Origin of the sequence: Brachybacterium halotolerans (assembly GCF_016623465.1) — a bacterium.
Taxonomy (GTDB): Bacteria; Actinomycetota; Actinomycetes; order Actinomycetales; family Dermabacteraceae; genus Brachybacterium; species Brachybacterium halotolerans.
On the sequence record NZ_JAEDAJ010000007.1, the window covers coordinates 1 to 21,103 of the forward strand.

Genomic DNA, 21,103 nt, shown 5'->3' on the forward strand with positions numbered 1-21,103 from the left:
ACTCGGGAGGGTGTGGGAGAGTAGGACGCCGCCGGACATTCCTTTGTGAATGAGGGTTGTGGCTCGTCACGAGCAGCTCCCTGGACTCGAGTGATCGGGTTCGGGTGGAGCGCGGTGACGAGCCACAGCCTTTTTTCTGCACCCACACGTTTCCAGTCTCCGGCTGGTTCCCGTCTCTCCGTGTGCCACCGATGCGTCTGATCCGGAGCCGGCGGCTCCATAGCGGACTGGACGCCCCGGTGCAGCCCCATCGTGTTCTCGAGCCGGGATGAGGTCCGCGTTGAGGACAGGCAGGCGAGTCCCGTCGTGCGCGTGTGGTGTGGTGCATGCCGGGAGGCTGAAGGTGGTTGCTCCGATGCCCCCGGGGCTAGAATCGTGAGGGTCCTCGCGAGCGTGGGGACCCGTGGCCGTGACCCCGTGCGAGAGGACGAATCGTGGAATCTGCCCTCTCGTCACTCCCTGACGTCGACGACGAACTCGCAGGAGCGGTGCTCTCCGGCCTCGCGCGCGTCGAGAAGAGGCTGACGGACGCCGTCGCGGTCTCCGATGACATGATGTCCTGGACGTCCCGCCACCTCATGGACGCTGGCGGCAAGCGACTGCGCCCCCTGGTGGTGCTCCTGGCGGCCTCGATGGGTGACATCGAGGACGACGCCGTGATCGACGCCGGCACCCTCGTCGAACTGACGCACCTGGCCTCGCTCTATCACGATGACGTCATGGACTCGGCGCCCACGCGGAGAGGGACCGCGAGCGCCCACGAGGTCTGGGGCAACTCGGTCGCCATCCTCACCGGGGATTTCCTGTTCGCCCGTGCGAGCGCCCTGAGTGCGAAGCTCGGCGCCGATATCGTCGCCCTTCACGCCCACACCTTCGAGCGCCTGTGCCTGGGCCAGCTGCACGAGACCGTCGGTCCCGCGGACGATGCCGACCCCTTCGAGCACTACCTTTCCGTCCTCTCCGACAAGACCGCATCGCTGCTCTCCGTCGCCGGGGAGATCGGTGCGCTCACCTCAGGCGCCGGCGACGAGGTCGCCTCGATCATGCGTGCGTACGGGGAGAAGGCGGGCGTCGCCTTCCAGCTCGCCGACGACGTCCTCGATCTCCGCAGCGACTCCCAGACCTCCGGGAAGAACCCGGGCACGGATCTGCGCGAGGGCGTCCCCACGATGCCGACGCTGCTGATCCGCAGGCGCCTGCAGGAGAATCCGGACGCGCGGACCCGCGACATCGTCGACCGGCTCGACGGGGACCTGAGCGACGACGATGACCTCGCCGCGCTCGTCAGCCTCCTCCGTGAGGATCCTTCGCTCGAGACGACCCTCGACATGGCCCATGCGCTCGTCGGCGAGGCCATCGAGATCCTTGGCGCACTGCCGGACGTCCCCGCCCGCCGTGCTTTGATCGACTTCACACGAGGACTCGTCGACCGCGATACCTGAGCGACCTCTGAGGTCAGCTCGTGCTGCGTCGCGGGCACGTCGGGGTCCGGGCGCATCGTCGCCCGTTCGCCACTCCACATTCATGCCCGGGCATTGGCTTCAGGCCGACCTGCCGGTAGCATCACTCCGGGCACTCCACGCCGAAGGACGCCGGCACCGCCGCGTCCGCACGGCGACCCGACCGATCGATGCCGGGAGCTGAGCGCCCTCGTACCGACGAGTCTTGCAGGGGGCTGTCGCGCTCCGGGACCGCCTCGGGCAGCGCGGCATGAGGGGCAGGGGAGCTGCGCGTGGCATTCGCGATGACGGGCCGACGACGCCGGCGCACCCTCATCTCCAGCGCCGTCCTGGCCGTTCTCGCGCTCGTCGTCACCATCTGCGCCGTGCGCTTCGACGGACTCGCCTCCGCCGAGGTCACCGTCAACAACGGCGCCGTGTGGGTGACCAACTCCCAGAAGCACCTCCTGGGGCGCCTCAACGTCGATGCCCGGGAGTTCGACGGCCGCGAGGCCATCGACGGCGACGACCTCGACGTCCTGCAGGACGGATACCACGTGATGGTCACCGGTCCCAAGGGCATCATCCCCATCGACACCGCCACCGTGGAGCGCACCGGCAACATCAACCTCGGCCTGGACCCCGAGGTGGATCTCGGATCCGACCGCGTCGGCATCATCGGCACCGGGGGACGCGTCTGGGTCGCCGACGCAGCCCAGATCTCCTCCTTCTCCGCGACGGGGCAGAAGCCGATGCTCACCGCGGAGGACGAGAACGCGCAGATCGCCGTCACCGACTCCGGGACCGTCTTCGTGCTCGACGGGAAGCAGCTGTACAAGATCCCGCGCACCCTCGACGTGGGTGCGGAGAAGCCCGAGAAAGTCGGGACCATCGACGACCTCTCGAGCAGCGAGGACGCGGTCTCCCTCACCACCGTCGGCGAGACACCCGTCGTGCTCGACACCGAGACCGGCCACGGCCGACTGCACATCGGCGAGGACGCGAAGACCACGGTCGCGCTCGAGGATCTCGGGGCATCGACCGCGAGCGTCCAGGGCGCCGAGCTCCAGCAGCCGGGCCCCGAGTCCGACGACGTCGTCCTCGCCACCACGGATACGCTCTACCAGATCCCGCTCAGCGGCTCGGACGGGAAGGCGCAGCACCACCCGTCCGGCGGGAACGGGGAGCCCGTGGCGCCCGCGCAGGTCGGCGGCTGCGCCTACGGGGCGTGGAACGGGTCCCTGCGCTATGTGCGCGTCTGCGGCGGGGAGGTGAAGGCCGACACGATCGAGGACGCCCGCGACGAGAGCGACCTCGCCCTGCGCGTCAACGGGGACCTCGTCGTCCTCAACGACCAGGAGAGCGGGCTGTCCTGGATGATCTCCCAGGACATGTCGCTGGTCGACGACTGGGTGGTCACCCAGGACATCAAGAAGGACGACCGCAAGCAGGAGGAGAAGGAGACCAAGACCTCCACGGTCGCGAACCTCGACTACGACCGCAAGGAGGACAACCGCGACCCGGTGGCGAACCCCGACGAGATGGGCGTGCGACCCGGATCCAGCACCGTGCTGGACGTGCTGCGCAACGACACCGACCCTGACGGCGACGTCCTCACCGCGAAGCCCAAGAAGGCCGAGAGCGACCTGGGGCGCGTGACCCCGATCCGGGGCGGCACCCAACTGCAGATCGACGTCCCCGAGGACGCGAAGCCCGGGACGAAGAAGGAGATCGTCTACACGGTCTCCGACGGCCGGGGCGGCACCGCGGAGTCCGTCGCGACCCTCACGGTCCGGGGAGAGCAGGACGACGCCCCGCCCGAGCTCGCCCAGGACGAGACGCCGAAGATGAAGATCCGGTCCGGGCGCAGCTTCAGCTTCAACATCCTGCCCTACTACCGTGATCCCGACGGCGACGACTTCTACCTCGCCGGAGCCAGCGTCGAGCCGCAGGACAGCGTCACCTTCACCCCGGACGGCGTTGTCAGCTACACCGACGCGGGCCTCGAGGACGGGGAGAAGTCCATCTCCCTCACCCTGCGCGACGACAAGGGCCAGGAGTTCGAGAGCGAGCTCAAGGTGGAGGTCGTCCAGGACGAGGACCTCGCACCGATCACCACGGCCGACCACACCCAGGTCGTCGCCGGCAGCACCGTCGACCTCGAACCGCTCGAGAACGACCTGAGCCCCTCGGGCGACAAGCTCGAGCTCGCAGAGGTCTCCCTCGAGGGCGGCGGGGACGGTCTCGACATCGAGAAGGACCTCGACGCCGGCACCGTCTCCGTCACCGGCAGGACGGCCGGCACCTACTACCTCGACTACACGATCGTCGGCGGCACGCAGAGCGCCGACGGGCTCATCCGCGTGGACGTCGCCGACCCGAGCGCCGAGGCCGAGAAGCCCGTCGCCGTGGACGACCTCGGCATGGTCACCGCCGGCGGGTCCACCCTCGTCGACCCGCTCGAGAACGACGTCGACCCGACCGGGGGAGTGCTGGTCGTCGACTCCGTGTCGGTGCACGACGGAAGCGGCGTCGATGCGCGCGTGCTCGACCACCATCTGATCAAGATCTCCGCGGATCCCGATGCCGAGACCGACGGCGAGCCCGTCCCGATCTCCTACACCGTCGCCAACCAGGCCGGCGAGGTCGAGGGCACGGTCCAGACCATGGTCGTGAAGACCGACAGCCAGTTCGCCGAGCCGAAGACCGTCAACGACGAGGTGACCGTGCGGGCGGGAGACCTGGTGACGGCCGACGTCCTCGCCAACGACACCTCCCCGATCGACTCCGACCTCGCGCTCGGCGGCGACTTCCGCGACGCCGACGACGCGGAGGACATGGGGACGCTCGAGACCTATCAGGACAAGGTCCGCTTCACCGCGAAGCCCGATGCCAAGGGCGAGACCTCCCTGTCCTACACCGCCACCGACGAGACCGGGCGCTCGGCCTCCGCGCGCCTGCGGATCACCGTGGTCCCGGACGACGCCAGCAACGAGCGCCCCGCGCCGCAGAACCTCACCGCGCGCACCGTCGCCGGGAGCACGGTGCGCATCCCCGTGAGCCTCAGCGGCGTCGATCCCGACGGCGACTCCGTGATCCTCACCGGAGTCACCGGCGACGCCCCGAGCAAGGGACGCGTGACCTCCGCGTCCGGGGAGTGGATCGACTACGTGGCCGATGACGACGCCTCGGGCACGGACACCTTCCGCTACCAGGTCATGGACCGCCAGGGCGCCGTCGGCACGGCCGAGGTGAAGATCGGCATCGCCGCCCGCACCGAGACCAATCAGTACCCCATCGCCGAGGACGACACGGTCGAGGCCAAGCCGGGCCGCAAGCTGCAGGTCTTCCCGCTGGAGAACGACACCGACCCCGAGGGGGCGCCGCTCAGCATCGACCGGGACCTCGTGAAGTCCGAGGACGGATCCGTCGACCTCGACCAGGACCAGGCGAAGGGCTCGGCCTCCGTCGACATGGTGACGCCGGAGGAGCCCGGCACGTACACCATCAGGTACGGCGCGAGCGACGGATCCCTCTCCGACGAGGCCAGCATCCTGCTGACCGTCAAGGAGGACGTCGAGGAGCGCGCTCCGATCGTCACCGACGACTTCGTCCCCGCCGCGGAGGTGCTCGACGAGAGCAGCGACCACGTGGACGTCGACGCCCTCGCGAACGACGTCGACCCCGACGGCAGCGTGAAGGACCTCGAGGTCGCGATCGACGGCAGCCCCGAGGGCGTGCAGATCGTCGACGAGGACCGCGGGATCGTGCGCGTCACCCCGCGGGAGGAGCCCTTCCGGATCCGCTACACCGCCACCGACCTCGACGACCATTCCGCGGCCGGCTACATCTGGGTGCCGGGCACCTCGAAGCAGGCCCCCACCTGGGTCGGCGAGCCCATCACCGTCCAGGCCGGGACGGAGGCGAAGATCCCGCTCGACGACACGGACAACGTGCGCGTGCGACCGGGCGGCCAGGCACCCGTCATCACCGATACCGCCACCGTGAAGGCGAAGCACGCGAACGGCGACAGCCTCGTCGCCAACGAGCACACTCTCGTGTACCGCGCGGCCGACGACTACTCCGGCGAGGACACGATCACCGCCGAGGTCACCGACGGGCCGCGCGGCGACGACACCGCGGCCGTGGGCATGCTGTCGATCCCGGTCACGGTCGAGTCCAAGGACAACAGGCCGCCGTCGATCCAGGGGACCGACCTCGAGGTCGAGCAGGGCGGCGACGCCCGCCAGGTCGACCTCGCCCGGACCGCAGACGACCCCGAGGGCGACGACCTCACGTTCGAGTCCACCGGCGAGACCGGAGTGGACGGCATCAGCGTCGAGGTCAGCCCCGAGGGAGTGGTGAGCGCCCAGGCCGATGCCGACGTCGCCAAGGGCACGAAGTTCTCGGTGCCCGTCTCCGTCTCCGACGGCACCAACGACCCCGTGAAGGCCGAGATCAGCGGCACGGTCACCGGCTCCCGGGAGCCGCTCCCGTCCGCCCAGGAGGACACCTACGACATCGACGCGGGGGACACGAAGACCGTGCGCCCCACCGCGAACGACACCGAGCCCCTGGGCAAGCCCGTCACCATCGTCGACGCGAAGGCGAAGGCCGGCACGATCGACGTGGACCACACGGACGACGCGGTGACGCTGGCGCCCGGCGCCGACTTCCACGGCGTCGCCACGGCCAGCTACACCATCCAGGACGCCACCAAGGATCCCGACCGGCAGGACACGGGCACCATCCGCGTCAACGTGCGCGGCAAGCCGGATTCCCCCTCGGCGCCTCGCATCGAGGAGACCGGCGACGGGTACGTGGTGCTCGGATTCGAGCCGGGGAACGACAACGGCGCCCCGATCACGGGGTACACGGTGAAGCCCGCCGGCGGTGGGAAGTCCACGCAGTGCGAGAGCACGACCTGCAAGATCAGCGGACTCACCAACGACACCGAGTACACCTTCACCGTCGCCGCGACGAACGACGTGGGGACGTCGGAGCCGTCGGCCGCCTCGGCGAAGGCCCGTCCCGACGTGAAGCCGGAGAAGCCCGACGCTCCGCGCGTGAAGCGCGGCGACGGGAAGCTCCAGGTGTCCTGGACGAAGCCCGTCAACCACGGCTCGCCCATCAGCGAGTACGTGCTGCAGATGATCGGCGCGGACGGTTCCACGAGGTCGATCCCGGTCGAGGGCGGGAGCACCAGCACCACCGTGGACGGGCTGACCAACGGCGTCGACTACACCTTCAGCGTCCGCGCGAAGAACAAGGCCGACGAGCCCTCCGACTGGTCCGAGCGGTCGTCGGCGGAGCACCCTGCGGGCAAGCCCAAGAAACCGTCGGGCAAGATCACCGCGACGCGCCTCGAGGACGAACTGGGCGGCGCCGTCTCGGTGAAGTGGCCGGCGATGACCGAGGACGAGCAGAACGGCGAGAAGGTCACCTCGTACACCGTCACCGCCCATCCCGGGAAGGGCGGCGGCGCCGAGGAGACCATCACCACGAAGGACGGGAAGACCTCCGGTCGCTTCGACGACCTGGACCGCAACACGGAGTACACGTTCACCTACACGGGCACGAACTCCGTGGGCAAGGGGACAGGGGCCTCGACGGCCTCGAACCCGGTCACGGCGTATGCGAAGGCGAAGGCGCCCACGGGCGTGACGGCCTCCCTCCCCGACGCCCACACGGGCAGCGGGCCCAACGGCCGCGTCACGGTCTCCTGGAAGAAGGCGGACGGGCGCGGCACGCCGATCGACCACTACATGGTGCGCTGGCCCGGCGGCGAGCCGCGGACCGTGGACGCCTCGAAGGACTCGGTGACGATCGACGGGCTGGAGAACGGGAAGGACTATACGTTCACCGTGCAGGCCTACAACCGCTTCGCGGGCGGCGAGAGCGAGCTCTCGAAGGCCTCGAGCGCCGTGCGCCCGTACACGAAGCCGGATGCGCCGTCGGTGTCGATGAGCGCAGCGAACTGCAGCGGCACCTCCTGCCCCGTGACCGCGAAGATCAGGGCCAACGGCGGCGGCGGGGTCGGCGTGAGCACAGTCCAGTACCGCGTGAACGGCGGCGGCTGGAAGGACCTCGGCGCCGGCGGCGGCGATCCGCAGGTGGGTGCGAAGGGCGGCACGAAGTACACCGTCGATGCGCGCGTCGTGAACAGCGAGAAGCTCGTCAGCGGCACCACCTCCGACTCCGCGACCGCGAAGACGGCCTCAGGGGCGTTCACAGGAATGCAGGTCACGGGGAAAGAGAGCTACCCCGGTGTCTGCAACGGTGCGTCCTGCCGGACGATCGTGCTGAACTTCAAGGACATGGACCCGTCGAAGACCTACAAGATGAGGCTCGTGACCGACGGCAAGGACTGGACCTACGTCGACGGGAGCAACACGAAGACCGCCCATCCCGCGCGGGACGGGACCTGGTCCTACGGCGACACGTCCAAGGGCGGCAACAAGCTCTACTACGGCAAGCCGGGCACGACCACCGACGTTTACCTCAGCGTCGACGGCTCGGAGAAGAAGGTCGGGCAGTTCGCCTGGCGTGACAGCTGACCCGTCAGCGCCGGCGGACCTGGTCCTCCAGGCCTGCCCGGTGCCGCACGAACCTCGCTCGAACACGACACATTCTGGAGACCGACGTGAGCATGACCCCCGAACAGGCGAGCTGGTTCGCCGAGACCTTCGACAAGCTCGTCCAGAGCGTCGGCCAGGCCGTCCTGGGCAAGAGCGACGTGGTGCGCCTCGTGCTCACCTCGATGCTCGCCCCCGGGCACGTGCTGCTCGAGGACGCGCCGGGCACGGGGAAGACCTCGCTCGCCCGCGCGCTCGCCGCGACCGTGCAGGGCACGTCGACGCGCATCCAGTTCACGCCCGACCTGCTGCCCTCCGACGTCACCGGCGTGACGATCTACGACCAGGCCACCAAGCAGTTCGAGTTCCACAAGGGGCCCGTCTTCGCGAACATCGTCCTGGCCGACGAGATCAACCGCGCTTCCCCGAAGACCCAGTCCTCGATGCTCGAGGTGATGGAGGAGGGGCGGGTCACCGTCGACGGCGTCACCCATGAGGTCGGCTCCCCGTTCCTGGTGATCGCCACCCAGAATCCCATCGAGCAGGCCGGCACCTACCGCCTGCCCGAGGCGCAGTTGGACCGCTTCCTCATGAAGACGTCCCTGGGGTACCCCGACCATGCCTCGAGCGTGCAGATCCTCCAGGGATCCGCGATCCGCGACCGCAGCCGGCAGCTGAGCCCGAAGATCTCCCTGCAGGCCGTCGACGACATGACCGCCCTCGCCTCGACCGTGCACGTGGACCCCGCGGTCCTCGAGTACGTCTCCCGGCTCATGGAGGAGACGCGACTGGCCGATGAGGTCCGTGTGGGCGTCTCCATCCGCGGCGCCCTCGCCCTCATGCGCGCCGTGAAGGTCTGGGCCGCGGCCGACGGCCGCCACTACGTCATCCCCGACGACGTCAAGGAGCTCATCGCGCCCGTCTGGCTGCACCGGTTCGTCCTGGACCCCGAGGCCGAATTCGCCGGCGCCTCCGCCGCGAGCGTCATGGGCAGGATCCTCTCCGAGGTCGCCCCGCCGCAGGCCCGCCGAGAGAGCGCGTGAGCCTCCAAAGCGCATGAGCATCCCTCCCCGCATCTCCTCGACGCCCCCGTCGGCCCCGTCGCCCGTCGCAGCACCGGGCGAGCCCTCGGTGCAGTCGCCCGCGCCCGGGCCGTCGTCGGCGCCCGGGCCGACGTCGACGGCCGCCGAGGTCACGGACACCGACGCTCCAGCGCCGGGGCCCCTCGAACGCGGACGGCGCACGGCGCAGCGTGCGTGGAAGCGTGCGAGCCCCGCGCTCGCCGTGGTCTCGCCCGTGGGCTGGACCTTGCTCGCAGCGGTGCTGGGGAGCGGGTTTCTCGGGCTCTGGCTGCACATCACCGAGCTCAACGTGCTCGCGCTCGCCCTGCTCGTGCCTCTCGTGATCGCGGCCGTGTTCGTGCTGGGGCGCACCTCCTACGCGATCACCCTGGACCTGCAGTCCCATCGCGTGGTCGTGGGCACCCGTGCCGTCGGCCGGGTCGAGGTCCGCAATCCGACCGAGAAGACGATCCTGCCCTCGCGGATCGAGCTCTCCGTGGGCAGCGCGAGCGCCCAGTTCCTGGTGCCGCGGCTGGGTGCCTCGGCCGCCCACGAGGAGCTGTTCGCCGTGCCCACCCGCCGTCGTGCCGTGCTCGTGGTCGGCCCCGTGCGCTCCGTGCGCGACGATCCGCTCTCGCTCATGCGCCGCCAGGTGACCTGGGCGAAGGCGCAGGAGCTCTTCGTGCACCCGCGCACCGTCCGCCTCGACGAGGCCGCGAGCGGCTTCCTGCGGGACCTCGAGGGCACGCCCTCCTCGGATCTCTCGAGCTCCGACATCGCCTTCCACGCCCTGCGCGACTACACGCCGGGGGACGACCGCCGGCACGTCCACTGGCGCACGACCGCCCGCACCGGCAGGCTCATGGTCCGCCAGTTCGAGGAGACCCGACGCTCCCACGTGGTCGTCGCGCTCGCCGACCGCGCCGCCGATTTCGAGGACGAGGACGAGTTCGAGCTCGCCGTCTCGGCCGCGGCCTCCGTCTCCGTGCAGACGATGCGGGAGGAGAAGGAGCTCACGGCCCTCACCACCGCCGGGCGCCAGCGCACCACCACGCTGCGCCGGCTGCTGGACGACTACACGGTGCTCGAGGCGCAACGCGGCCGGCGCCCCCTGCGGGATCTCGGCCAGGCCTGCGCGGACAAGGCCCCGAACGCGTCCGCCGTCGTCCTCGTCGTCGGGTCCCAGGCGACCCCGACCGAGCTCAACCAGGCCGCGACCCGCTTCCCGCCCGGCGTGCTGCCCATCGCGGTGCGCTGCGCACGCGGCGCGGAGGTGCGGCGCTCGCGCCTGGGCGGTCTCGAGCTCGTGACCCTGGGGCGCATCGAGGACCTGCCGATGGCGATGAGGACGGTGGGCCGATGAGCGTCGCGCCCCTGCCCGGTCCCGGAGGCCGGCGGTCCTCGTCGCCGGGGATGGACCCGGAGACGGGCACGGACCTGGCGCCGGAGGCATCGGCCACGACCACGGCCCCGCCCCCACGGCGATCGCCGACCGGAGGGGTCGAGGAGACCCTGGGCGAGCAGCGCCCGCTGCGCGCGAGCGTCGTGGACGTGGTCGTGCTGGGCGCGCTGTTCCTGCTCGCGCTGCTGGGGTTCCACTCGGTCTTCGGAGGCCCCTGGTACCTCGTGACCGGCGTGATGGCGCTCGTCCTCTCGCTGGTGATCGCCCTGCTGGGCGCCCGCTGGTCCCTCGGGCCGCTGCTGCTGACCCTCGCGATCGCGATCGTGCACTTCGCGCTGGGTGCGGCGTTCGTGGTGCCGGACCGTGCGCTCCTCGGCGTGCTGCCCACGCCGTCGGCCCTTCTCGAGCTGCTGCGCATGCCCGTGACGACCTGGAAGAGCGCGCTCACCATCAGCCCGCCGATCGGCATCGGGAACGGCGTGCTGGGCGTCGTCTGGCTGCCCATGCTGCTGCTGGGCGTCGCGGGCTTCTCCGTGCTGCTGCGCACCCGCCGCTGCGTGATCGCGTGGCTGTTCCCCTGCGCGATGCTGCTCTGCTCGGTCGTGTTCGGCACGGCGGAGGCCACCCTCCCGCTGCTGCGCGGACTGCTGTTCGCGATGCTCTCCCTCGCCTGGCTGAGCTGGCGCTTCGAGAGCGCGCGCCTGCGCACCTCGCGCTCCACCATCATCTCCGACACCGTGCGCGCGGGATCCTGGGGCAACCCCGTGCTGCGCCGTCGCGTGATCGGCGGGGGAGTGATCCTGCTGCTCGCCGCCGCGATCACCGGCGCCGCGAGCCCCGCTCTGGACCCGCCCCCGGGCACGGCCCGCTTCGCCCTGCGCGACAGCCTCACCCCGCAGTTCGACCCGGCCGAGTACGTCTCCCCGCTCTCCGACTTCCGCGGCTACGTCAAGAACCGCCGCAAGGAGGAGCTCTTCACCGTCACGAACGTGAAGGACGGGGAGCAGATCCGTCTGGCGACCCTCGACGACTACAACCGCGAGGTGTACGACGTCGCCGGCTCGAACCGCGCGAACTCACCCTCGGGCGCGTTCCTCAAGATCGCCGGCGCCGTGGATCTCGCGCAGCCGGGAGGGGACGCGCGCACCTCGACGGTCACTGTCGGCGGCTACCACGGGGTGTGGATGCCCACCCTGGGCACGACGACCGATCGCGTCGACCCCGCTCAGGAGCCGACGGCGCAGCGGCCCTCGGGGTCCGCGCGATTGGGCGACTCCCTCTTCCTCAACCGTCGCTCCCAGACGCTCGTGGACTCGTCCTCGCTGCGCGAGGGCGACAGCTACGACGTCACCTACGAGCCGTACAGGAGCGCGTCCGAGGACGCACAGCACTCGATGCGCTTCGCCGCCGGCGTGGCGGAGGAGCTCCCGCCCCTCGAAGGGCTCGACCCGAAGTTCAAGCAGGCCGCCGAGGAGTGGGCCGGCGACGCCCCCAACGACTACCAGACCATGAGCAACCTGTTGGTCGGCATCAAGAACGAGGCCGAGTACTCCCACGGCATCGAGGACCAGCAGGCCTCGCTCTCCGGTCACGGGGAGTCCCGCCTGCTCGCGATGCTGAACGATCCGAGTTTCGACCGCTCCGAGCCCGACGCCATGCCGCAGGGCAGGATCGGCGACGAGGAGCAGTTCGCGGCCCTCACCGCCGTCCTCGCCCGGGAGATCGGGATCCCCGCCCGCGTGGTGATGGGCTTCGAGGTCTCCGGCTCCGATGCGGGGACCGCGACCGTCACCGGCGACGACGTCACCGCCTGGGTCGAGGTCGCCTTCCAGGAGCCCGGATCCGACACCGTCCACTGGCAGCGTTTCGATCCGGCTCCCGACAACGACGACACCCTCACCCAGCCCGAGCAGAAGACCACCGACAAGCCGCAGCCGCAGGTGCCCCAGCCCCCGCCGCCGCCCGCGGACCCGCCGACGCCCCCGCCGGGCGCCACGGCCGAGGACCAGCCAGACCCGCCGGATCCGCCCGAGCCCGCCCCGCTGTGGGTCGGGTACGTCTCCGGGACGGGCCTGCTGGCCGTGCTCGTCGCCGCGACGCTCGGTGCGATCGCCGGGGCGAAGGTGCTGCGCCGACGCCACCGCAGGCTGCGCGGAGCCCCCGGGGACCGCATCGACGGAGGCTGGCGGGAGATCGTGGATCTGCGCACCGACCTGGGACGGCGCGGCGCGCCGTCGGACACCAGGAGGGAGACCGCCGAGGCGATCATCGCCGACCTCGACGCCGAGGCGGCCGCGGACCTGCGGCATCTGGCCTCCGGCGCCGACCGGGTGACCTTCGCCCCCGACGCCCCGTCGGAGTCCGACCTCGAGTCGTACTGGGCCTCGGTCGCCGCCGCGCGCCGTCGGATGACCGAGGACCTGCCCTGGCACCGTCGGGCGCGCGCAGCGGTCTCGCTGCGCTCCTTCTGGGCGCGGCGTCACGCGGACCGTCGCGCCGAGCAGCGGCTGCGAGCGGCCTCCGCCCAGCGCTCCGCGGAGGACTCCCGCAGGGGGAGCGTCGCGGATCGTGCATCCCGGACAGGCGGCGCGTTCTCCCTGCGCGGCGCCCCCGAGCGGGCCATGCAGAGGGTCCGATCGTTCGTGGGCGGGGCCGCGGACCGATACCGTGCATGGCGCAGAACATCGAGCGCACGGCGCGGACCGCGCCGCAGGAGGGACCGATGATGAGCATCCAGGCAGGCCACGGGGGTCCGTCCGGCGCGCAGGGCGGGACGCCCCGCTACTGCAGCACCTGCGGGGCACTGCTGAGCGCCGGTGCGGCCCTCTGCGGCGAGTGCGGCGCCCGGTACCGGGAGTCGCCCTACGAGAAGCGCGCGACCGACGCACCCGGCGCCTGGTCGGCGCCGCCGCGGCGACGCGCCGAGGCGGCCGCGGACAGCGCGCCCGCCGAGGACTCCGATCAGATCCAGCTGCTGGGCAGCAGCGCCCCGGAGCCGCCGGATCCCGCCGGGACGGCGCTGCGGGGACGGCCCCAGTACGATCGTGGGATGGACGCACAGCAGCCCGCCGGCGTGTGGGGGCAGCCGCCCTCCCCGGCGCAGGACCGACCCGCCGACCCCGGTGGGCCCGCGCCCCTCGAACCGCCGCTGGACGGTTGCGCCCCAGCGGGCACCGGCAAGCGCGTGCTCGCCTTCATCATCGACGGAGTGATCGCGGGCATCACCGCACTGCCCCTGTGGATCGGCACGATCCTCCTGGTCCTGCAGTCGCATCCGACGCTCGCGACGATCCTGACCGGCCTCGGCGCGGCCCTGCCGATCGCTTACGCACTCGTGATCGTGTGGCTGCAGGGGAGCCGCGGCTTCACCTTGGGAGGACTCATCATGGGCCTGCGGGTCGTGCGCGAGGACACCGGCGCACCCCTCGGCTTCGGCCGCTCGCTGGCCCGGTACGTGGTGCTCGCGCTGCTCACCTGGATCGCGGGGCTGACGACGTTCCTCGACCCCGAGCGCCACGGGCGCGGCCTGCACGACCGCATGATCAGCACGATCCTCGTGGACGCGCGCGCCGGTCGCGACCCCTACGCCCCTCGGCCCGACGACTTCGCCCGGCCCGACGCCGCCCAGTACCTCGGTGACCCCTCGGTGCCGGTGTCCGTGCGCGAGAACCTCACCGCGAAGCCCGGTGCCGCCTGGGAGGAGCCTGCCGCGAACGGGAGCCCGGCTGGCGGCACGTCGCAGGGCGGTGCCGCATCACCGGCCGCCGCATCAGCCGCCCCTGCACCGCCCGCGTGGGGATCTCCGGCGCCCGCGCCGTCCCCGGCGCAGGCACAGCCCTCGCCCGCGTGGGGCTCGCCACCCGATGATGCGCGCGAGCAGTCATGGGACGCCCCCGCGGCATCTCCCGGGGCCTCTCAGGGCCCCGTCGCACCGTCGTCCGACCGGGTGGAGAAGCCGATCATCACCTCCTCGCCCTGGGCCCCGCCGCCCCCGGCACCGCACGAGGAGTCATCCGCGCCTGCGCCGGCCGCCGCCGAGGACTCACCCCCCGCGGACCCCCGTCCGGCCGACTCGCACAGCGCACAGGCCGACGAGATCGTCGACCCCTGGGCCCCGCCTTCGGAGGGATCGGCCGCGGCGGCGAGCGAGCCCGCCGAGCCCGTGCAGCCCATCGAGCCCGTCGCCGGCAACGATCCGAGTGCTGCGTGGACGAGCTCGCCGGCGCCCGAGGTCGAGCCCGTGCAGTCGGCCACGGAGCCTGCTCCCGCTCCGGCCGCGGAATCTTCTCCTGCCCCGGCGCCGACGCCCGCGCTGGCCCAGGCTCCGGCACCGTCCTCGACGCCCGCGCCCGTCGGCGCTCCCGCCGACCTCGACGAGTCGACGCGTCTGACGCACCCGACGGAGGACCTCGGCGATGTCGAGGCGACCCGGGTCGTCCCCGCGCGCCGCGATCGCCGCCCTGGCTACCGCCTGCTGCTCGACGACGGCTCCGTGCACGAGGTGCGCGGCGTCGCGACGCTCGGGCGCAACCCTGCGGCCGAGACCGGGGAGGAACGGCTCGTCCTCGCGGACGAGACCCGCTCGGTCTCGAAGTCGCACCTCCGTCTCGAAGCCACCGTCGAGGGCCTGCAGGTCACGGACCTCGGCTCGACGAACGGCTCGGCGCTGATCCTCGCCGACGGCTCCTCCCAGGATCTCGACCCGCACTCGCCCCTGTCCCTGCCCGATGGCGCCACGCTGTCGATCGGGGACCGAACCCTCACCGTGGAGCGCATCCAGTGATCGACGCATCCCTCACCGATCCCGACCTCCCCGGCACCGTCCGCGTGGTCTCCGCCTATGCGACCGATGTCGGCCGCGTACGAGAGACCAACGAGGACTCCGTGCTCGACGCGCACCCGATCCACATGGTCGCCGACGGCATGGGCGGGCACAACGCCGGTGAGGTCGCGAGCGCGATCGCCGTCGAGGAGTTCGAGAAGCTCACCGTCCAGGAGAACGTGACCATCGAGCAGCTCGGCGACGCCCTGCGCTCGGCGGGAGCCCGCATCAGCGGTCTCAGCGCCGACGACGAGCGCGGCGCGGGCACCACGGTCGCCCTGGTCGCGACGATGGTGCTGGACGGCGTGGGCTACTGGGTGGTCATGAACCTGGGCGACTCCCGCGTCTACCGCCTCTCCGGCGAGCTGTTCGAGCAGGTCAGCGTGGACCATTCCGTCGTCCAGGAGCTCATCGACCACGGCGACCTCACCGATGCCGAGGCCCGCGTGCACCCCTACCGGCACATGATCACCCGCGCCCTGGGCGTGGGCGCGGAGCCGGATCCGGACTTCTGGCTGATCCCCGCGGAGGTGGGCGACCGCATCCTCGTGTGCTCCGACGGTCTCACCAACGAGATCTCCGACGAGGCCATCGAGCGCCTCCTGCGCAGCGACGCCGACGTCGACGACCTGAGCCGCGCGTTCGTGAGCCATGCCGTCGAGGCCGGCGGGCACGACAACGTGAGCGTCGTGGTCGTCGAGGCGACCGCGCTCGTCGGGCTCTCCGCGGGCGACGCCCAGCAGCGGGGGAGCGGTGCACCCCAGCCGGCCATCGAGGTCGAGGAGGACACCCACCCGCGCGGTGCGGACGCCGCGGGGAGCAGCGGCGAGGACGCGCAGCACGAGACGGACGGGACGGACGACGCGCAGGACGGCGACGGGACCGAGGACCGATCGCAGTGAGCGGGGATTCCTCGCTCCTGGGACGCGGCACCTGGTTCAATCCCGGCCCCGCGACGCTCGTCGTGCGGCCCGCCGGCTGGATGCTGCTCGTCCCCGGCGTCAAGAGCTCCCTGGTCGCGTCCGCATGGCGGGTGCTCGGCGAGCCCCCGGCGGCCGACGCCCTGCTCGGTGACCTCGCCTCGGGCAGCGAGTTCGAGACCGAGGACCGCCTGCCCCCGGTGCTGTTCGCGCTCGGCGACGGCACGCGCCGGACGATCGGTCTCACCGGTACGAGTCCCCTCGCGGTGTACACGGCAGAGGGCCGGCAGCTGCTCGCGGGAACCGACGAGGGCCCCGCCGTCCTCACCGAGCTCGACGGCGTGCACCGGATGGCCTTCGGCGATCTGCCCGCGGAGGATCCGGTCGCCGCGCTGAGGACTGTCGAGGGCATGAGCCGCGTCCGCGGGTTCGTGCTCATGACCATCGACCCCGCGGAGCTCGAGGAGGCGGCGCGCACTCAGCTCGCCGAGCAGGTCGAGGCCGACGGCAGCTCCATCCTCGATCCCGCCGCCAAGGAGCGCGCCGCGCAGCGCAAGGCGGCGCGCGACAAGGAGAGGCGCGAGCGCGAGGAGCGCCGCGCGCAGGAGTCCGCCGCGCGGGCGGAGTCCGCGTCCGCACCGTCGAGCTCGCGGTCCTCGTCATCGCCCGCACGGAATGCCGCTGCGGAGGCCCCCGCCGGGCCCAGCATGTTCGACGACCTCTTCGCACCCTCCGACGCTGCCCAGGCCTCGCCGCCGGCCGCCGACGCTGGGACGTCCGAGCAGCAGTCCCCGGCCGCGGCGCCTGCGTCCGCGTCGGCAGACCCCGCGCCCGCATCGTCACGTGCACCTGCACCTGCACCTGCACCCGCACCCGCTCCTGAACCTGCGCCCGCACCTGCGCCCGCGCCGGTCCCCGCCGGGGCCACGCCTGCACCCGTCGCCGCATCCGCCGAGTCCGCCGAGCCCGTTGCGGCGCACCGTCCGCAGGCGCCCGTGTCCGGCCGCCCGACCAGGCTGGTGACCTCGTCGCTGTTCGATCGCCGTGCCGCGCGCAGCGCTCAGCGCACGACGGAGACGACGACGGGCCCGGCGCCCTCACCGTCGCCCGCGCCCGCACCTGCACCCCCAGCCGCCCCCGCACCCGTATCCTCGCCGACGCCGACCGGTGACGGTGCCCAGGCGCCGGCGCACGCGGAAATGGCCACGACCGACTCGGCACCCGTGACGCGGGTCGAACCGATCGACCCCGACGCCGCGGAGCAGGCCGGCGCCCCTGAGCCCGGCGCTTCGCCGGCCCCGGCCGCAGCACCTCCGCACCCGGATCCCGCTCCGCGGCCCGATGCCTCCGCCGCCGCGTCCGCCCGTGAGCCCGACGCCGCCGCCACCGACGCGGAGTCATCTCCGGGGCCCACCCGGGCCGCCGGCGCGAGCGGCCTCGGCGCGGTGATCGGCGAGGGCGGGAGCGCCTACGACGACCTGTTCGGGCGCACCCTCCACCGCAGCATCGAGGCGGCCGCGGTCCGCGCCGCGGGCGAGGATGGGGACGCCGCGGAGGGCGAGCGTGCCTCGGAGGCGACGCTCGACGTCGAGTCCCTCGACCTCGACGCCGCCGGTGCCGCAGGCGAGGAAGCACCGTCCGACGGAGCAACCGCCGAGCCCGTCGGCCCCGAGCCCGCCCTCTCGATGGGAGGGGACGAGCCACGGGAATCCTCCGGGGACTTCATCGACTGGGTGCCCGGCATGCGACGCACCGCCCCCGAGGTGGCGCAGGCGGCGCGCGCTGCGGCCCGCACCGGCGCCGAGAGAGCGCAGACCCCGGACGCGCCCGCCGCACTCCCGGGCACCGGCACCGGGCGTGACGGTGCCCCGTCGGACGCCGCGGCCCCGCCGCGCTCCGCGACCTCGGCCGGCTCCCCTGCGCAGCCCACCGGCCAGGCGCCCACCGCCCCCGCCCAGGCGGTCACCCTTCCCGGTGCCGTCTGCGAGAACCGGCATGCGAACCCGCCCGAGGCCACGACCTGCCGCTGGTGCGGCGCCCGCATCCGCGGGGGAGTGCGCACCGTGGCGCGCCCGCCGCTCGGGATGATCGAGATCAGCACCGGCGGACGATTCCTGCTCGACCGCTCGGCGATCATCGGCCGCCGACCCCGCGCCTCGCGCGTGAGCGGCGACGACGTCCCCCAGCTGATCACCGTCCCCAGCCCCCAGCAGGACATCTCGCGCTCCCACGTCGCGCTGCGCCTCGAAGGGTGGCACGTGGTCGCGGAGGACCTGCGCACCACCAACGGCACCACCCTGCTGCGCTCCGGCGAGGCGCCGCAGCGCATGCGCTCAGGCCAGAGCCCCGTCCTCGCCGACGGCGACCGCCTCGACCTGGGCGACGGAGTGGTCCTCACCCTGTTGGGGAGGCCCTCGTGAGCCCCCGTCCGCCGGCCCCGCCGCCGCAGCTCGCGGGGTACGAGTACGAGCGTCTGCTGGGATCCGGAGGCTTCGCCGACGTCCACCTGTACCGCCAGCTGCGCCCGCAGCGGAGCGTCGCGATCAAGGTGCTGCTCGCGAGCGTCCTCGACGACGCCGTGCGCCGACAGTTCGACGCCGAGGCGAACGTGATGGCGACCATGTCGACCCATCCTTCGATCGTCACGATCCACCAGGCGGAGGTGACCAGGGAGCACCGCGCCTGCATCGTCATGGAGTACTGCCCGCGCCCGAACTACGGGGCGCGCTTCCGCCGCGAGCGCATCTCCGTCGCCGAGGCGCTGCGCGTGGGCGTGCAGATCGCGGGCGCCGTGGAGACCGCGCACCGCGCGGGCATCCTGCACCGCGACATCAAGCCCGCGAACATACTGGTCACCGAGTACAACAGGCCGGCGCTCACGGACTTCGGGATCTCCGTGGCAGCGGGCAACGCCCTCGAGGCCGAGTCCAGCCACGGGCTGTCGATCCCCTGGTCCCCGCCGGAGGCCTTCGAGGACCCGCCCAGCGCCGACGAGCGCAGCGACGTGTTCTCCCTCGCCGCGACCCTGTACTCGCTGCTGGCCGCGCGCACTCCTTTCGAGCGCAGCGCGGGCGGGAACACCGCGAGCGATCTCATCGCCCGGATCTCCTCCGAGCCGCTCGCTCCGCTCAGCCGCCCGGACGTCCCGGAGATGCTGAACCGGACCCTCTCGGTCGCGATGGCGAAGGACCCCGCGGGCCGCTACGAGTCCGCGCTCGCCCTCGGCCGCGCCCTCCAGCAGGTCGAGATGGCACTCTCCCTGCCCATCACGCAGATGGACGTGCTCGACGAGCACGGCCCCGAGCACCCGCCCGAGCACACGGGGGAGGGCGACCTCGAGGCGCACACGAACATCCGCCGCGTCTCCACCGTCGACCCGGACGCCCCGTCGTCGCGCGTCCTGGACCCCTTCGCCGGTGTCGCCCCCGCGCTGGGCGGCGGGCGCCCTGCCCGGTCCCGTTCGCTCGCGCCCGGGCAGGGGGACGACACCACCCTCGTGCGTCCCTCGCCGGCGCCGGAGGCGCTGTCCGGCGCCTCCGCGGAAGCCGGAGGATCGGCCGGGCCGGGCGGAGCCGGGGCACCGTCCGCTGCTGCGGCGCCGGGAGCCGCCGGGCCGTCGGCGCCCGGAGGGCCCGCGCGCCGCCGGCCGATGTGGCCCCTGGTGACGCTCGCCGCCGTGCTCGTGCTGGGCATCGGGGTGGGGACGATGGCGGTCGTGCGCAGCACCTTCATCGCGCCCGAGGAGCCCACGACCGCGGCACCCACGACCAGCGAGGACTGGGAGCCGGGAGCGCAGGAGCCTCCGAAGGACATCTCGATGACGGTCCTCGAGAAGGAGCGCGGCACCACGCCGGGCAGTGTGAAGATCAGCTGGAGCACGCCCGAGGGGATGACGTCGAACGACGACATCAAGATCGCCTGGCAGAACCTCCCCGAGGAGTACGAGGGCGTGGAGACGGAGATGCTCGCCCGTGGGGGCTCCAGCATCACTGTCAGCGTGCCGCTGGCCTGGGACAAGCCGTGCTTCGTGCTCACCGTGGTGACGAAGAACGGCGGGATCGGACCGTCCACGAAGCAGCAGTGCGTCGACACGAAGGAGCTGCGGGGATCATGAGGCACGCAGAGCACGCAGGCAGGACCGCACGAAGAGGGAGGCAGGGGCATGGCAGCGTCGATCTCGGTCGAGTTCTGCGGTGAGTGGTACCGCGCGGAGGAGGGCGGCGAGCTGAGCATCGGCCGCGAGGCCGATCTCGTCGTCGACGAGGACAACCCGTACCTCCACCGCCGGTTCCTCACGATCACGCAGGTGGACTCCCTGTGGTGGCTCTCGAACGTGGGCTCGCGGCTCTCCGCGACCATCACCGACTCCGCGGGCGCGCTGCAGGCGTGGCTCGCGCCCGGTGCCCGCCTGCCGCTGGTCTTCGACGTCACCAAGGTGGTGTTCACGGCCGGGCCGACGACCTACGAGCTGGACGTGCACACCGAGACCCCGGAGTTCGAGCGCTCGCCGTCCCCGGAGGACCCGGTCGGCGAGACCACCGTCGGTTCGGTGCAGCTCACCGAGAGCCAGAAGCAGCTGATCCTCGCCCTCGCCGAGCCCATGCTCGTGCGCGAGGGCAGCGGCATGAGCGCGGTGCCCACGTCCGCCCAGGCCGCGGAGCGCCTGGGGTGGCCGCGCACCAAGTTCAACCGCAAGCTCGACAACGTCTGCGACAAGCTCGATCGGATGGGCGTGCGAGGACTTCGCGGCGGACCGGGGAAGCTCGCGAGCAATCGGCGGGCGCGACTCGTCGAGCACGCCGTCTTCACCCGTCTGGTCACCGCCGAGGACCTGCCGCTGCTGGACAAGGCCACCGCCGACGCCGACGAGGACTGACGAGGACA

The 21,103-nt window shown here is 72.2% G+C and carries 10 protein-coding genes; all 10 read left to right on the forward strand.

What is annotated here, in order from left to right; all coding sequences use genetic code 11:
- Nucleotides 1-434 precede the first annotated feature (434 nt).
- The 10 genes from I8D64_RS11845 (at nucleotide 435) to I8D64_RS11890 (ending at nucleotide 21,095) form a co-directional block, all read left to right on the forward strand.
- On the forward strand, nucleotides 435-1,442 hold the full coding sequence (locus I8D64_RS11845) for a polyprenyl synthetase family protein (RefSeq protein WP_200503006.1): 1,008 nt from the start codon (nucleotides 435-437) through the stop codon (nucleotides 1,440-1,442).
- A gap of 290 nt (nucleotides 1,443-1,732) precedes the next feature.
- On the forward strand, nucleotides 1,733-7,996 hold the full coding sequence (locus I8D64_RS11850; RefSeq protein WP_200503007.1) for an Ig-like domain-containing protein: 6,264 nt from the start codon (nucleotides 1,733-1,735) through the stop codon (nucleotides 7,994-7,996).
- An 86-nt stretch (nucleotides 7,997-8,082) separates the two neighbouring features.
- Nucleotides 8,083-9,057 carry an AAA family ATPase gene (locus I8D64_RS11855; protein WP_200503008.1) on the forward strand — a complete coding sequence of 325 codons (975 nt, stop codon included), beginning with the start codon at nucleotides 8,083-8,085 and terminating at the stop codon, nucleotides 9,055-9,057.
- A gap of 13 nt (nucleotides 9,058-9,070) precedes the next feature.
- Nucleotides 9,071-10,438, forward strand: coding sequence for a DUF58 domain-containing protein (locus I8D64_RS11860; RefSeq protein ID WP_200503009.1), 1,368 nt, complete (start codon nucleotides 9,071-9,073; stop codon nucleotides 10,436-10,438).
- Nucleotides 10,435-13,203, forward strand: coding sequence for a transglutaminase TgpA family protein (locus I8D64_RS11865; protein ID WP_200503010.1), 2,769 nt, complete (start codon nucleotides 10,435-10,437; stop codon nucleotides 13,201-13,203). Before I8D64_RS11860 ends, I8D64_RS11865 begins: the two co-directional genes overlap by 4 nt.
- On the forward strand, nucleotides 13,203-15,260 hold the full coding sequence (locus I8D64_RS11870; protein ID WP_200503011.1) for an RDD family protein: 2,058 nt from the start codon (nucleotides 13,203-13,205) through the stop codon (nucleotides 15,258-15,260). Before I8D64_RS11865 ends, I8D64_RS11870 begins: the two co-directional genes overlap by 1 nt.
- On the forward strand, nucleotides 15,257-16,201 hold the full coding sequence (locus tag I8D64_RS11875) for a protein phosphatase 2C domain-containing protein (RefSeq protein WP_200503012.1): 945 nt from the start codon (nucleotides 15,257-15,259) through the stop codon (nucleotides 16,199-16,201). Before I8D64_RS11870 ends, I8D64_RS11875 begins: the two co-directional genes overlap by 4 nt.
- A complete protein-coding gene (locus tag I8D64_RS17830; protein WP_343068559.1) occupies nucleotides 16,198-18,639 on the forward strand; it encodes an FHA domain-containing protein in 2,442 nt (813 codons plus the stop codon). Before I8D64_RS11875 ends, I8D64_RS17830 begins: the two co-directional genes overlap by 4 nt.
- Entirely contained in the window at nucleotides 18,636-20,333 is a 1,698-nt protein-coding gene (locus tag I8D64_RS11885; protein ID WP_200503013.1) for a protein kinase domain-containing protein, read from the forward strand. The genes I8D64_RS17830 and I8D64_RS11885 overlap by 4 nt, the downstream gene beginning before the upstream one ends.
- A gap of 48 nt (nucleotides 20,334-20,381) precedes the next feature.
- Nucleotides 20,382-21,095, forward strand: a complete 714-nt coding sequence (locus I8D64_RS11890) for an FHA domain-containing protein (RefSeq protein ID WP_200503014.1) — start codon at nucleotides 20,382-20,384, stop codon at nucleotides 21,093-21,095.
- Nucleotides 21,096-21,103: the final 8 nt, after the last annotated feature.